The organism is Streptococcus equinus (assembly GCF_900101445.1).
In the GTDB taxonomy this organism is placed as follows: domain Bacteria; phylum Bacillota; class Bacilli; order Lactobacillales; family Streptococcaceae; genus Streptococcus; species Streptococcus equinus_B.
The window spans coordinates 1,029,804-1,043,189 of the sequence record NZ_FNKE01000001.1 but is presented as its reverse complement, the minus strand read 5'-3'; the positions used below and the strand labels follow the sequence as shown (position 1 = coordinate 1,043,189).

Genomic DNA, 13,386 nt, shown 5'->3' with positions numbered 1-13,386 from the left:
TACGTTGGCTGCGCATCTTGAATTTTGTACGAAAATTCATGAGCTGGTCATTCAGCTCATTTTTTATTATTAAGTAAGTAGTGAGGAGTCTGTCCAATAGCGGATTGGAATTTGAAATTCAGTGACTTTTCACAACTTCCATCAAGCTAGAAAACGAGAGGATAGAAGATAGCGGGGCTTTTTTTGCGAATCGGTCTTGCTAATAATCACAATTATGAATGAAAATATTATTGCTTATTTAAAAGAGCATGGAAAAGTTAATATTAACGATTTGGCAGCTGGTTTGGATATGACTGGTGCTGAAAAATTTCCATTGCTTGTTAAAGAAATTTCACAGTTAGAAAGTCAGGGTGAACTCCGTTTTGATGATAGCGGTAGCCTTGCTCTTCGTAAAAAAGTAGAGAAGAAAAAAGAAATTACGGTCACTGGAGTCTTTCGTGCTAACAAAGCTGGTTTTGGTTTCTTGTCTGTCGATGAAGACGAAGACGATATGTTTGTTGGGCGAAATGACGTTGGTCATGCTGTCGATGGTGACACGGTTGAAGCTGTGATTAAGAAACCTGCTAACCGTCTTAAAGGAACAGCCGCTGAAGTCCGCATTGTCGGAATCGTTGAACGCAGTTTAAAAACTGTCGTTGGGAAATTTATCCTAGACGATGAAAAACCAAAATACGCTGGTTACATCAAGTCTAAAAACCAAAAAATCCAACAAAAAATCTACATCAAAAAAGAACCTGTAGTTTTAGATGGAACTGAAATCATCAAGGTTGATATCGATAAATACCCAACGCGTGGTCATGATTACTTTGTCGGTCATGTTCGTGATATCGTTGGTCACCAAGGTGATGTCGGAATTGATGTTCTTGAAGTCCTTGAATCAATGGACATCAAATCAGAATTTCCAGAAGACGTTATGGCTGAAGCTAATGCTGTTCCAGATGCGCCATCTGAAAAAGATTTGATTGGTCGTGTTGATTTACGTAATGAAATCACATTTACCATTGATGGTGCTGATGCTAAAGACTTGGATGATGCGGTTCATATCAAACTTTTAGATAATGGTAACTTTGAGTTAGGTGTTCACATCGCTGACGTGTCTTACTATGTCACAGAAGGATCTGCCCTTAACCGTGAAGCAGTAGCCCGCGGGACATCTGTGTATGTAACTGACCGTGTGGTGCCAATGTTGCCAGAACGTTTGTCAAATGGTATCTGTTCGTTGAATCCGAATGTGGACCGTTTAACACAATCATGTTTGATGGAAATTGACCGTAATGGTCACGTGGTGAATCACCAAATCTGTCAATCAGTCATTAAAACAACTTTCCGTATGACTTATAGTGATGTCAACGACATCATTGCTGGTGATGAAGAGTTAATTGAAAAATACCAACCAATCGTTGAGTCAATTCACCACATGGCTGCCCTTCACAATATCTTAGAGAAGATGCGCGTGCGTCGTGGGGCACTTAATTTTGATACTAGCGATGCTAAAATCATTGTCAATGACAAAGGGATGCCAGTTGACATCGTGATTCGTGAGCGTGGAATTGCAGAGCGCATGATTGAATCCTTCATGCTGGCAGCTAACGAAACAGTGGCAGAACACTTTGCAAAACGCAAATTGCCATTTATCTACCGTATCCACGAAGATCCTAAAGCTGAAAAATTACAAAAATTCCTTGATTACGCAAGCATTTTTGGAGTGCAAATTCACGGGACAGCTAACAAAATTAGCCAACAAGCTCTTCAAGATTTCATGGCAAAAGTTGAAGGAAAACCAGGTGCTGAAGTTTTGAATATGATGCTTCTTCGTTCAATGCAACAAGCACGTTATTCTGAGCACAATCATGGGCACTATGGCTTGGCTGCTGAGTACTACACACACTTTACAAGTCCAATCCGTCGTTACCCTGACCTTCTTGTTCACCGCATGATTCGTGAATACACACAAGTGACAGATGAGAAGATTGAACACTTCAGAAATGTGATTCCAGAATTGGCAACATCATCTTCAACTCTAGAACGTCGTGCGATTGATGCCGAACGTGTGGTTGAAGCGATGAAAAAAGCTGAATACATGGAAGAATACGTTGGACAAGAATTTGATGGTGTGGTGGCTAGCGTCGTGAAATTTGGTATGTTTATCGAATTGCCAAATACCATTGAAGGTCTTGTTCACATCACAACCTTACCAGAATTCTATAATTACAACGAACGTACTTTGACCCTTCAAGGTGAAAAATCAGGTAAAGTCTTCCGCGTTGGTCAACAAATCAAGATTAAATTGACACGTGCCGACAAAGAAACTGGTGATATTGACTTTGAATACATTCCAAGTGATTATGATGTGATTGAAAAAGTGAAGAAATCACGTAAAGACCGTTCTGGAAAAGACAAACGTCGTCCAAAATCTGACAATCACAAAGACCATAAAAAAGATCACAAATCAAATAAACAACGTAATCATAAATCGTCAAAATCATCTTCTAAAAAATCAGGCAAGAAACCTTTCTACAAAGAAGTAGCTAAGAAAAAAACTCGCAAAGCTAAAAAATAAAAGGTGACAAGCCTCATTGCTAAGCCAAAAATTTTGACACAAGAGAGGTAGCTTAATATGCCAAAAGGTGAAGGAAATGTCGTTGCCCAAAATAAAAAGGCACGTCATGACTATAATATAGTTGATACCATTGAAGCTGGAATCGTCTTGACAGGAACTGAAATCAAGAGTGTTCGTGCTGCACGTATTCAGCTAAAAGACGGTTACGCTCAAATAAAAAATGGCGAAGCTTGGTTGATTAATGTCCACATTTCTCCTTTTGAACAAGGAAATATCTGGAACCAAGAGCCTGAGCGTACACGTAAATTATTGCTTAAAAAACGTGAAATTGAAAAATTATCAAATGACTTAAAAGGAACAGGAATGACTCTTATTCCTCTTAAAGTTTATTTGAAAAATGGTTTTGCTAAGGTTTTACTTGGAGTGGCTAAAGGGAAACACGATTACGATAAACGTGAGACAATCAAGCGACGCGAGCAAGACCGTGACATCAAACGTCAAATGAAAAATTTCAACGCAAGATAATAAAACAAAAGGAGTTTGGATTTAATCCAAACTCTTTTTTAAAGCATTTTTTTCAATTCTTCAATCAAGATGTGATTGTCTTCAATCATTTCTTCAATTTTTCCCTGTAAAGCAGGAGTGAATTCTCCTACACAGGTGTGCAATTCCTGTTCAACATCAGCTTGAAGGGCTTTACCAGCTTCTGTAAGGGCAATAATCAGCTGACGATGGTCTTCTTTAGGACGAATGCGTGTTAGATAGCCTTTGTCTTCTAAACGCTTGAGAAGGGGTGTTAGCGTATTGCTAGCAAGATCTAACTGCTTTCCTAATTCACGCAAAGCAAGATTGTCAGTTTCCCAAAGTGCTAAGAGAACAATATATTGCGTATAGGTTAAATCAAATTTGGCTAGTTTTTGTTTATAAAATTGGTTGAAAACCCTATTAGCATTATAAATCGCAAAACATAGTTGATTAGTTAAAGTAGGATGTTGTTCTGGCATAACGTCCCTTTCTTTGTGTTTACTTGCTCTTATCATAACATAGAAAAAAATAAATGTAAAAGTTGACAACTTGAAAATGGAGTAGTAAACTATAATCAATCGCGCGCGACTGATTATAAAAAGAGGTTGAAATTATGGAAAATACAATCGAATTATTACAAAAAATCGGAAATAAAATTTTAAATCAAGCAAATATTCATGATCTTGTCGCTTTGAACTTTGAGGCACAAGGATTTTCAAAACTTGGTGACAAATACAAAAGCCACGCTTTGGAAGAACGTGACTTTTCACAAAAACTCTTTAATCGTATTTTAGATTTGGGAGGTAAAATTTGCTATCAAAATCAAGTCAGCTTTGGAGTGCCAGCTAGTCCTTTGGAATGGCTAAGACATGATTTGGAAGTTTCAAAAGAAGGATTGAAAGAATTATTGCCATTGGTTGGTGCTGCATCTAATGATTTGGTGACTTACGATTTGTTAAAAGATTATTATAAAGATGAAGATGATGATTTGCAGTGGACACAACAACAACTAGATTTAATTGATACTGTTGGTTACCAAAACTGGTTAACACAACAGCTTTAAGGAGAAAACATGACTTACGATTATGATGTGATTTTTATTGGCTCAGGACATGCTAATTGGCATGCAGCAGTGACTTTGTCTCAAGTCGGCAAAAAGGTTGCCATTGTTGAAAAAGACGTTACTGCTGGTACTTGTACTAATTATGGCTGTAATGCCAAATTTTTATTAGACAGTCCATTTGAGTTTATCGATGGTCTTTCACGTTATGAAAAAGCTGGCATTACTGGAAATACTAAGGTTAACTGGCAAGAGCTTATGGCTTATAAAAAATCTGAAATTCCGACTTACGCTCCTCTTATGGAAGGTATGTTTGCGCAAATGCAGATTGATTTGCTAAAAGGTTATGGAAAATTAGTTGACGCTCACACGGTCAGTGTGGATGAGGACAAAGTCAGCGCTGAGTATATCGTTCTTGGAACTGGTCAACGTCCAGCACGTTTGGCTATTAAAGGACAAGAATATCTTCATGATAGCCGTGATTTCCTTGATTTAGATGAAATGCCAAAACGCATCACTTTTATCGGTGCAGGAATCATTTCTATGGAATTTGCTACCATGGCTGCTAAACTTGGTTCTGAAGTGCATGTTATTGAATACGCCGACAGAGCTTTAGCGGCTTATCAAGAAAATTATGTTGATAGTGTGGTAGCTAAAATGACAGCAGAAGGTATTCATTTCCATTTCAACCAAGCAGTTCAAGCAGTTGAAGAAACTGACGCTGGTTTACGTGTCACAACGGCGCAAGGTTTGGAATTAGAGACTGATTACGTTCTTGATGCAACAGGACGTATTCCAAATGTTGAAAATCTTGGTCTTGATGAACTTGGCATTGCCTACAATCGTTCAGGAATCGTTGTTAATGATCACCTGCAAACTTCTGTGCCAAATATTTTTGCCAGCGGGGATGTCATTGATAAAACAATCCCACGTTTGACACCGACAGCAAGTTTTGAATCAGATTATATTGCAGCTTACATTCTTGGAGTAAATCAAGAAGCAATTCAGTATCCAGCTATTCCAAATCTTGTTTATACTTTCCCTCGCATTGCACAAGTTGGGGTGAGTGTTGCTGAGGCTCGTGAGAATGATGCTTACCGCATTGTTGAGATTCCATTTGGACAACAATTGAAATTCCAGACAAAATTGGAAGATGAAGCGCATGTGACACTGATTGTTAATCAGAATAAAGAATTGGTCGGCGCTAGCCTTTTAGGTAATGAAGCTGGTGAGATGATCAATCTTTTGACATTGATGACTAATCAAAAAGTCACAGCACGTGACCTTAGTCAAATGATTTTTGCATTTCCAGGTACAACTAGTGGATTACTTAGCGCAGTAAAAATGGCATTAATGTAAGCAAAAAAGCTTGAACGGATGTTCAAGCTTTATCTATTTATTCGAGCCAAGTAATGACTTCATTTTTAGGTTTACGTGAGCGTGGGTGTTTTGGATCGCGTAGTCGATAACCAAATGATACCATACTTGCAATACCCTCTTTATCAGGATTAATAATACCAGCTTTGGCAAGAATAGCATTGACTTTGTCATAGTTAAAGCCTTCGATCGGGCAAGAATCAATACCAATCATGCTGGCTGATGTCATCATATTTCCAAGAGCAATATAGGTTTGTTTAGCGGTCCAATCAAAGAGGGCGCGTGGATTATCAGCAGTTTTCATATCATTTTTTTGGAATGATTCGTAAGTAGCTAAACGGCTGTTTAGAGCATCACCTTCACCGAGACCACGTCGAACGAGGCTATCTTTGACAGAGTCAGAATCATAGCGAGCATTTTTTTCCGCAAGTAGCAGAACAAAATGACTGGCCGTATCAAGTTGAGATTGTGCTCCCCAAGCAACTGCCTTAAGTTCATCACGAAGTTTAGCGATTTGCTCACGATTAAGAACCACAAAACGCCAAGCCTCTAAACCAATTGAAGAAGGGCTTAACCAAGCTGTATCAAGGATGTATTCCATATCATCGCGTGAAATGTCTTGGTCATTGTAGACACGGACGGCAACTCGATGGTCAAAGGCATCGAGAACTTGTTTTTTGATAGCTTCTTTACTCATGCTAGCCTCCTAGTTTTCTTTCTATCATAGCATTTTCAAATCGTTTTAGCCAGTTTTCAGGCATAGAAAAAGAGCCGAAGCTCTTATTTTAATTGTTTTGTAAGATGATTAATTTGGTCAATTAGATTGTTAAAATCGCAAGGTTGAGACAATCTCATGAACTCTAATCGAGTTTTATGAAAGACTTCCCCTATGATAGGGATAAATTCTCTACCTTTGTCGGTAATGTAAACACGTTTGGTGCGACCATCACGAGTAATGGCAACAAATTCTCTACGGGCTAGTTTATCGATGATTTTTGTTAGAGAAGGCGGAGCAATACAAAGAATGTCAGATAAGTCTTTGTAACGTTTGCCATTTTCTTGGTTTAAAATAAAAAGAACTAAAGCGTAAGAATGTGACATTCCAAGTTCTTTAAAAGCAGCTTCTGTAAATTTATCAAGAGCACGATCCAATCTTTTGACCGAAAAGAATAGGCAACCATCCAATACCTCTTGAATCATATTATCGGACATGATGATCTCCTTGATGAAAAGTTTACAGTGATTATCTTAACACAGTTGCAGAAATATGACAAATCTGTCATTTTTTGATATATAAAAAGACCACGACAATGTCCAGTCAAGGTCTTCAAAAAAGTTATTGTAATTGATTAGTAATTTGGTTTAGTTCAGCAAGAAGATTATCGGAAAAACCGGTTTTGACCAAACGATTGAATTCTTCTTGTGTCTCAATGTGAGCTTGGATAATATCTGGAATTATCGCTTTTCCTTTATCTGTGAGGTAGACACGTTTAGTACGTCCTTCACAAACGACTTTAACAAATCCTTTGTGGACAAGTTTTTCGATAAGTCTTGTCATAGATGGGGCTGCAATGCAGAGCATTTTAGCCAAGTCTTTTTGAATTTTGCCATTTTCATGACTTAAAATCAGAAGAATAGAAGTGTAAGATGGATTTAAACCGACTTTTTGAAAGGCATTTTCGGTTAATCTATCAAGTGCTCGATTTAGTTTTTTTACAGTAAAAAAGAAACAAGAGTCCAAGTGATCTTGGGCAGAATTGGGCATATAATTCTCCTTTTAATTTTAATTATGGACAATATGTTAGCAAACTAAGAAAAAGATGACAAATAATTTGCTCAAGAAAGTGTATTCATTATCGTTGATATGAAAGCGTTTATTAAAAAATGAGCTCCAAAGATTTGGAACTCACTTTCTAATTTTTCTAAAATTATTAGATTCTATAATAATGGCATGATGACATTGACCCAGAACCAAGATAAAGGCATAACAAGAACCATTGCTGGAATCATATCAGCGGTTGGAAACATTTTGACACGAATCATACGAAAACCTGTTGCGACCATCAAGAAACCACCACAGGCTTTGAAATCAGCAATCATATCAGGCGTTGTTAATGGCACAATGATTCCCGCAAGTAAGAAAAGAGCGGTAAAAATGACAAATTGTGGAATAGCAATCAAAGAAACCACAAAGCCAAGGTTACAAGCAAAGATAGCTGCGGTGAAGAAATCAAGAATTGATTTTGAAATCAGGATAGTTGAGTCGCCAGTCATCCCAGAATCAAGACTACCATAGATACCAGTACCGCTAGCGCAGAAAAGAACGATAACAGTTAGTAAAGTTGCTAAAAATTCATCGTTTGATAGTTGGCTGTGTTTTTGTGGCAAGATTTTTGAAACAGCCTTTTGCATCAAAGAACCACCTTTATTAATCCATCCTCCAAGATTAATGGCAAGTCCGATAGCTGTTCCAACAACGATAGCAAAGATAACTGCAGGCATGTATTTCATGAGCCCAATGGATGAAATCCCCATTCCCATTGAACAAACGCCAAAGATAAGATTTAATTGGTTTTTAAAATCCTCGGATAAGATATGACCAAAAATTCCACCGAGAATTCCGCCAAAAATAATGGCAAATGAATTGATGATGACACCAGTTGGCATAAAATTCCTCCTTTTTGATAGTAAAATAAGACAAAAAAATAAGCTCACTTGTGCAAAGTGACTTAACTTGAAACCATAAGGTCATTAACTAGTGTAACACGATTTAGTCAAAAATCAATTTGCTTTTGGTGATGAGATATTCTAAAATGGAATAAAAAGGAGGCTGCTGATGAATCTTCAAAAATTGCAAGTATTTTTAACCTTGTGTGAGACTCTTAATTATACTGAAACTGCTGAGCGCTTGTACATTAGCCAAGGAAATGTATCAAAGCAAATCATGGCCTTAGAAAAAGAACTCGGGGTGCAGTTATTTGACCGTAGCCGTCGTCATATCAGAATCACCAAGGAAGGGCAAATGGTTGAAACTTATGCCAGACGGATTTTAGACAGTTACCAACAGATGACTATGGAGCTTTCGCAGTTACATGAAGAAAAAGAGCACAAGCTTTTACTTCATGGTATTCCAAGTATGCCTTTTTATGCCATCATTTCTGAAATTGCAGGCTTTAAAAAACGCCATACGAATTTTGAGGTTAGCGTTGAAGAAGAAGAGGCGGATGTCTTGTTGGATAATCTCCTTAAACACAAGTGCGATATTATTTTTGCGAGACAATTTAACAATAAGTTACCAAAAGAAGTTGAAATGCTTACCATCGACCAAGACCGTTGGGTGGTTGTTTTGCCAAGTCAGCATCCTTTAGCAAGAAAAGAAAGCATTAACCTTAAGGAGTTAGAAGGGGAAAAATTCTTACAACTTAGCGAGAAAACGCAGTTATTACAGCCTCTTCTAGAACTGTGTCACGCTTATCAATTTGATCCCAAGATTACCTATAAAGGCAATCGTATTAATTTAATTATTGATTTTATCGAAAATGATTTAGGGCTTTCTCTCATGATGGAAAAGATGGTTAGACCCTTTGAGGGCAAGCAGATTGTGTGGCGACCACTTGATATTGAGACAGAGTCTCTGATGGTTTTGATGAAATTAAAGGCAAATAAATCAGAAGCTGTCCAACAATTTTGGCAGGAAATGCAGGAAAAGTATGCAAAAAAGGATTGAGTTTTTCTCAATCCTTTTCAATTTTAGCTAAAAATTCTAGTAAAAAACTTTCGGCAAGAGAACCGTCTTTAATGGCTTTTTTGGCATCTTCGATTGAAAACCAGTCCCAGTCATCAATCTCGTGATTTGGAGTGATGTCTCCGGTCACCGTTACGGCAAAATTAATCATGAGTGAATTGCTGCGCTCGTAGTATTTAGTGGCGTTAAAGGTTAAGGATTTAACTTTCAAGCCTAATTCCTCATCGATTTCTCTAGCGACAGTTGTCTCAGCATTTTCGCCTTGTGACACATAACCAGCTAGCAAAATGTGTTCAGTCATCTTATACTGCTTGATTAAGAGAATTTTATCATGACTTTCGTTAAATAAAATGGCACTGATAGCTGTATTAAAGACAGGAAAGCGAAAGCTATCACACTGTGAACAATAAGGAATGTCACCTTCGTCTTTTAAAAATTTCTTTTCTAAAGGGTGTCCACATTCGGGACAATAAGTCATTGTTTTATAAAACATAAGAGCCTCTTTTTGGATTTCTTAGGCTCATTTTAGCAGTAATTGAGGTTTCCTGCAATATAAAATCTTCCTAGTGTTACTAGGAAGATTTTTGGTTTATGAGAATTAGCCTTCAAAATAAAGCAATTCTTTTGGTGTGTGTGTGAAGACTTCAAAGCCAGATTTTGTGACGTGACCACAATCTTCGATACGAACACCAACTTTACCAGGAATGTAGATACCAGGTTCAACTGAGAAACACATACCTTCTTGGATTTCCATATCGTTACCTTCCATGATTGAAGGGAATTCGTGACAAGTCATTCCAATACCGTGTCCAAGACGGTGGTTGAAGTATTCACCGTAGCCTGCTTTTTCAATGACTTTACGAGCAGCTGCATCCACTTCACTAGCAAGAACACCTGGTTTGATGAACTCTAGAGCTGCCAGGTGAGCTTCTAAGCACAAGTTGTAAATGTCTTTTTTGAATTGGTCAGGTTTACCAACGGCAACTGTACGAGTCATGTCACTAGCGTAGCCGTGCATATCTGTTCCAAGGTCAAACAAAAGTAAAGCATTGTTTTCGATTTTGTTTGTGCCTGGGATACCATGTGGGTTAGCGGCATTGTTACCAGTCAAGACCATAGTGTCAAAACTCATTTTTTCAACACCTTGCTTTTTCATTTCAAATTCAATCATGGCAATAATGTCAGTTTCAGTGTTGTTAAGTGAGATGTTATCAAAACCAACTTTAACAGCTTTGTCTGCAAATTGACCAGCAATCATCATTTTATCGATTTCATCTTGAGATTTGATAAGACGCATTTTTTGAACAAATGGTGTCAAATCTTCAAAACGTCCATCAAAGACAGTTTGCAAACCTTGGAATTTAGTAACGTTCAAATTATCAAATTCAGCAAAGATTTTGGCGCTATCTGTTGAAGGAAGACCATTTTTAATTTTTTCCCATGGATTTTCTGAATCAACATAACCAAAAACAGGGAAATTAACAAGTTGGCTTGCGCGTGCGACTTCAAGAGCTGGAACAAAAAGTGCTGGTTCGCGGTCAGCGTAAACAAACAAGAACATTTGACGTTCGTGTGGATCGCAGAAGAAACCAGTCAAATAGTTAACAGTTACTGGATCAGAGAAAACAGCAATATTTGCCTTTTCTTGATTCAAATATGAGCGGATTTGATCTAATTTAGACATGAGAAACCTTCTTTCTAATTACCCCCATTTTTTCAAAAAAATCACAAAAAATCAAGAGTTGAAGACGAAAAAATTAAATACACTTAATTTTCATAAAATCATGCTAAAAAACTTTAAAAAGATGAAAGAGTTTCAGAAGTTTACCAAAAAGATAGCAGAAAATTTTCTGAAAATAACTACTTTTTGACTTTTTTGCCCTTTTATGAGAAAAATTGGACTTTAAACGTTTTCAAAATATGAAAAGTTTTCAAAAATTATAAGTTTGCACTTGAAAGTGTTTCCAAAAGGTGCTAAAATATTTGTGAAAGCGAAATTTTCAAATAGAAAGGAAGTCCAATAATGAACACTGATGATACGATTACAATTTATGATGTTGCACGAGAAGCAGGCGTCTCAATGGCAACAGTTAGTCGTGTTGTAAATGGCAATAAAAATGTAAAGGAAAACACTCGTAAAAAAGTCCTTGAAGTTATTGACCGTTTAGACTATCGTCCAAATGCAGTTGCTCGTGGTTTGGCAAGTAAAAAAACTACGACAGTTGGTGTTGTTATTCCAAATATCGCTAATAGCTATTTCTCAATTTTAGCGAAAGGTATCGACGATATTGCTGCAATGTACAAATACAATATCGTTCTTGCGTCAAGTGATGAAGACGACGATAAAGAAGTTAATGTTGTTAACACTTTGTTTGCAAAACAAGTGGATGGTATTATCTTCATGGGACACCATTTAACTGAAAAAATTCGTGCAGAGTTCTCTCGCTCACGCACACCAGTGGTTCTAGCAGGGACAGTTGATTTAGAACACCAACTTCCAAGTGTTAATATTGATTACAAAGCTGCCGTGGCTGATGTTGTTGATATTTTGGCTAAAAATAACAAAGATATTGCCTTTGTTTCAGGACCACTTATTGATGACATTAACGGTAAAGTTCGTCTTGCAGGATACAAAGAAGGACTTGAAAAGAACAACCTATCATTCAAAGAAGGACTTGTATTTGAAGCTAATTACAACTACAAAGACGGTTATGAACTAGCTCAACGCGTGATGAATTCAGGTGCTACAGCTGCTTATGTTGCTGAAGACGAACTAGCTGCAGGTCTTTTGAATGGATTGTTTGCCGCAGGTAAAAAAGTTCCTGAAGACTTTGAAATTCTTACAAGTAATGATTCACCAATCACATCATACACTCGTCCAAACCTAAGCTCAATTAGCCAACCGGTTTATGACCTTGGTGCGGTAAGTATGCGTATGTTGACTAAAATCATGAACAAAGAAGAACTTGAAGAAAAAGAAATTATTCTTAATCACGGTCTTAAATTGCGTGGTACAACACGTCAATAATTCCAAAAAGGATACTATAACAAAATCAGCCTTTGGGCTGATTTTTTTGAGTCTTAGTGAAAAAATTTACAAAATAAGCTATAATAGAATTTATGAAAGTTTTACTGTATTTGGAAGCTGAAAATTATTTAAGAAAATCAGGAATTGGTCGTGCCATCAAGCACCAAGAGCGTGCGCTTAGCATGGTTGGCCAAGATTATACAACTAATCCAAACGATGACTATGATTTGGTTCACATCAATACTTATGGCATTAAGAGTTGGAAATTATTGAAAAAATCCAAAAAAGCAGGTAAAAAAGTCTTGATGCATGGTCATTCTACCGAAGAAGATTTTCGTGACTCTTTTATCGGCTCTAATTTAGTATCACCAATTTTTAGATGGTATCTTTGTCATTTCTACAATAATGCGGATGCTATTATTACACCGACTGAATACTCAAAATCATTAATTAGTGGTTATGGCGTTGATAAGCCAATTTTTGCTGTTTCAAATGGAATTGATTTGTCACGTTATGTACCAAATCCAGCTAAGGAAGAAGCTTTTAGACGTCACTTTGGTCTTAAACCAGATGAAAAAGTTGTGATTTGTGCTGGACTTTATTTCATGCGAAAAGGTATTGATGACTTTGTTAAAGTAGCAGAGCAAATGCCTGATGTGCGTTTTATTTGGTTCGGTGAAACGAATAAATGGGTTATTCCTCATAAAGTACGAAGCATTGTGACTCGTAAGCACCCAGATAATGTGATTTTTGCTGGTTACATTAAGGGTGATGTCTTTGAAGGTGCCATGAGTGGGGCAGATGCTTTCTTCTTCCCAAGTCGTGAGGAAACAGAAGGAATTGTCGTTCTTGAAGCACTTGCTAGCCACCAACATGTGGTTTTACGTGATATTCCTGTCTATCATGGTTGGGTTGACAGTAGCTGTGCGGAGTTAGCTCATGACGTTGATGGCTTTGTTAAATCCCTTCGTAAGGTTTTATCAGGAAATAGCGAAAAACAAGAAGCAGGTTATCATATTGCTCAAAGTCGTAGCATTGATAAAGTTGCTCATGAATTAGTTGATGTTTATCACAAAGTAATGGAGTTGTAA

The 13,386-nt window shown here is 37.2% G+C and carries 14 protein-coding genes; 7 read left to right on the top strand and 7 right to left on the bottom strand.

Annotated features, from left to right (window positions below; translation table 11 throughout):
- The first annotated feature begins 214 nt into the window (after window positions 1-214).
- On the top strand, window positions 215-2,560 hold the full coding sequence (gene rnr, locus BLR83_RS05180) for a ribonuclease R (RefSeq protein WP_074560722.1): 2,346 nt from the start codon (window positions 215-217) through the stop codon (window positions 2,558-2,560).
- A gap of 57 nt (window positions 2,561-2,617) precedes the next feature.
- Window positions 2,618-3,085, top strand: coding sequence for an SsrA-binding protein SmpB (gene smpB / locus BLR83_RS05175; protein WP_006532795.1), 468 nt, complete (start codon window positions 2,618-2,620; stop codon window positions 3,083-3,085).
- 38 nt (window positions 3,086-3,123) lie between these two features.
- Here smpB and BLR83_RS05170 read toward each other — a convergent pair whose 3' ends face one another.
- Window positions 3,124-3,564, bottom strand: coding sequence for a MarR family winged helix-turn-helix transcriptional regulator (locus BLR83_RS05170; protein ID WP_074560721.1), 441 nt, complete (start codon window positions 3,562-3,564; stop codon window positions 3,124-3,126).
- 134 nt (window positions 3,565-3,698) lie between these two features.
- On the opposite strand from BLR83_RS05170, the gene BLR83_RS05165 reads away from it, so the two are divergent.
- Window positions 3,699-4,148 (top strand): ferritin-like domain-containing protein, encoded by a 450-nt coding sequence (locus BLR83_RS05165; RefSeq protein ID WP_074560720.1) that lies wholly within the window; start codon window positions 3,699-3,701, stop codon window positions 4,146-4,148.
- A gap of 9 nt (window positions 4,149-4,157) precedes the next feature.
- On the top strand, window positions 4,158-5,504 hold the full coding sequence (locus BLR83_RS05160; protein ID WP_074560719.1) for a dihydrolipoyl dehydrogenase family protein: 1,347 nt from the start codon (window positions 4,158-4,160) through the stop codon (window positions 5,502-5,504).
- A 37-nt stretch (window positions 5,505-5,541) separates the two neighbouring features.
- On the opposite strand, the gene BLR83_RS05155 is transcribed toward BLR83_RS05160, so the two are convergent.
- From BLR83_RS05155 to BLR83_RS05140, 4 genes are all read right to left on the bottom strand, one after another.
- The gene (locus BLR83_RS05155) at window positions 5,542-6,219 is read right to left on the bottom strand and encodes an NAD(P)H-dependent oxidoreductase (RefSeq protein WP_074560718.1); all 678 of its coding nucleotides are present in this window, start codon (window positions 6,217-6,219) and stop codon (window positions 5,542-5,544) included.
- An 83-nt stretch (window positions 6,220-6,302) separates the two neighbouring features.
- On the bottom strand, window positions 6,303-6,734 hold the full coding sequence (locus BLR83_RS05150) for a MarR family winged helix-turn-helix transcriptional regulator (RefSeq protein WP_074560717.1): 432 nt from the start codon (window positions 6,732-6,734) through the stop codon (window positions 6,303-6,305).
- A 124-nt stretch (window positions 6,735-6,858) separates the two neighbouring features.
- On the bottom strand, window positions 6,859-7,287 hold the full coding sequence (locus BLR83_RS05145; RefSeq protein ID WP_074560716.1) for a MarR family winged helix-turn-helix transcriptional regulator: 429 nt from the start codon (window positions 7,285-7,287) through the stop codon (window positions 6,859-6,861).
- A 173-nt stretch (window positions 7,288-7,460) separates the two neighbouring features.
- Entirely contained in the window at window positions 7,461-8,189 is a 729-nt protein-coding gene (locus BLR83_RS05140) for a DUF554 domain-containing protein (protein WP_074560715.1), read from the bottom strand.
- A 169-nt stretch (window positions 8,190-8,358) separates the two neighbouring features.
- Between BLR83_RS05140 and BLR83_RS05135 the strand changes: the two genes are divergently transcribed.
- Window positions 8,359-9,249, top strand: coding sequence for a LysR family transcriptional regulator (locus BLR83_RS05135; RefSeq protein WP_074560714.1), 891 nt, complete (start codon window positions 8,359-8,361; stop codon window positions 9,247-9,249).
- A 7-nt stretch (window positions 9,250-9,256) separates the two neighbouring features.
- Here the strand turns inward: BLR83_RS05135 and BLR83_RS05130 are convergent, their stop codons facing one another.
- Window positions 9,257-9,760 (bottom strand): NAD(+) diphosphatase, encoded by a 504-nt coding sequence (locus BLR83_RS05130; protein WP_074560713.1) that lies wholly within the window; start codon window positions 9,758-9,760, stop codon window positions 9,257-9,259.
- Window positions 9,761-9,865: 105 nt separating this feature from the next.
- Window positions 9,866-10,951 (bottom strand): M24 family metallopeptidase, encoded by a 1,086-nt coding sequence (locus BLR83_RS05125; protein WP_074560712.1) that lies wholly within the window; start codon window positions 10,949-10,951, stop codon window positions 9,866-9,868.
- A gap of 339 nt (window positions 10,952-11,290) precedes the next feature.
- Here BLR83_RS05125 and ccpA point away from each other — a divergent pair, with 339 nt between their 5' ends.
- Both ccpA and BLR83_RS05110 read left to right on the top strand, forming a co-directional pair.
- On the top strand, window positions 11,291-12,295 hold the full coding sequence (gene ccpA, locus BLR83_RS05115; RefSeq protein WP_074481405.1) for a catabolite control protein A: 1,005 nt from the start codon (window positions 11,291-11,293) through the stop codon (window positions 12,293-12,295).
- 92 nt (window positions 12,296-12,387) lie between these two features.
- Window positions 12,388-13,386: an LTA glycolipid anchor biosynthesis glycosyltransferase, IagA/BgsA family gene (locus tag BLR83_RS05110; protein ID WP_074560711.1), complete on the top strand. Its 999-nt coding sequence runs from the start codon at window positions 12,388-12,390 to the stop codon at window positions 13,384-13,386.

What these genes read in the sequence shown, in the direction of transcription:
- BLR83_RS05140 (WP_074560715.1), bottom strand. Translation starts at nt 8,189, where the DNA reads ATGCCAACTGGTGTCATCATCAATTCATTTGCCATTATTTTTGGCGGA.
- BLR83_RS05170 (WP_074560721.1), bottom strand. Translation starts at nt 3,564, where the DNA reads ATGCCAGAACAACATCCTACTTTAACTAATCAACTATGTTTTGCGATT.
- BLR83_RS05135 (WP_074560714.1), top strand. Translation starts at nt 8,359, where the DNA reads ATGAATCTTCAAAAATTGCAAGTATTTTTAACCTTGTGTGAGACTCTT.
- BLR83_RS05110 (WP_074560711.1), top strand. Translation starts at nt 12,388, where the DNA reads ATGAAAGTTTTACTGTATTTGGAAGCTGAAAATTATTTAAGAAAATCA.
- BLR83_RS05150 (WP_074560717.1), bottom strand. Translation starts at nt 6,734, where the DNA reads ATGTCCGATAATATGATTCAAGAGGTATTGGATGGTTGCCTATTCTTT.
- BLR83_RS05125 (WP_074560712.1), bottom strand. Translation starts at nt 10,951, where the DNA reads ATGTCTAAATTAGATCAAATCCGCTCATATTTGAATCAAGAAAAGGCA.
- BLR83_RS05130 (WP_074560713.1), bottom strand. Translation starts at nt 9,760, where the DNA reads ATGTTTTATAAAACAATGACTTATTGTCCCGAATGTGGACACCCTTTA.
- BLR83_RS05165 (WP_074560720.1), top strand. Translation starts at nt 3,699, where the DNA reads ATGGAAAATACAATCGAATTATTACAAAAAATCGGAAATAAAATTTTA.
- BLR83_RS05145 (WP_074560716.1), bottom strand. Translation starts at nt 7,287, where the DNA reads ATGCCCAATTCTGCCCAAGATCACTTGGACTCTTGTTTCTTTTTTACT.
- BLR83_RS05160 (WP_074560719.1), top strand. Translation starts at nt 4,158, where the DNA reads ATGACTTACGATTATGATGTGATTTTTATTGGCTCAGGACATGCTAAT.
- rnr (WP_074560722.1), top strand. Translation starts at nt 215, where the DNA reads ATGAATGAAAATATTATTGCTTATTTAAAAGAGCATGGAAAAGTTAAT.
- BLR83_RS05155 (WP_074560718.1), bottom strand. Translation starts at nt 6,219, where the DNA reads ATGAGTAAAGAAGCTATCAAAAAACAAGTTCTCGATGCCTTTGACCAT.
- smpB (WP_006532795.1), top strand. Translation starts at nt 2,618, where the DNA reads ATGCCAAAAGGTGAAGGAAATGTCGTTGCCCAAAATAAAAAGGCACGT.
- ccpA (WP_074481405.1), top strand. Translation starts at nt 11,291, where the DNA reads ATGAACACTGATGATACGATTACAATTTATGATGTTGCACGAGAAGCA.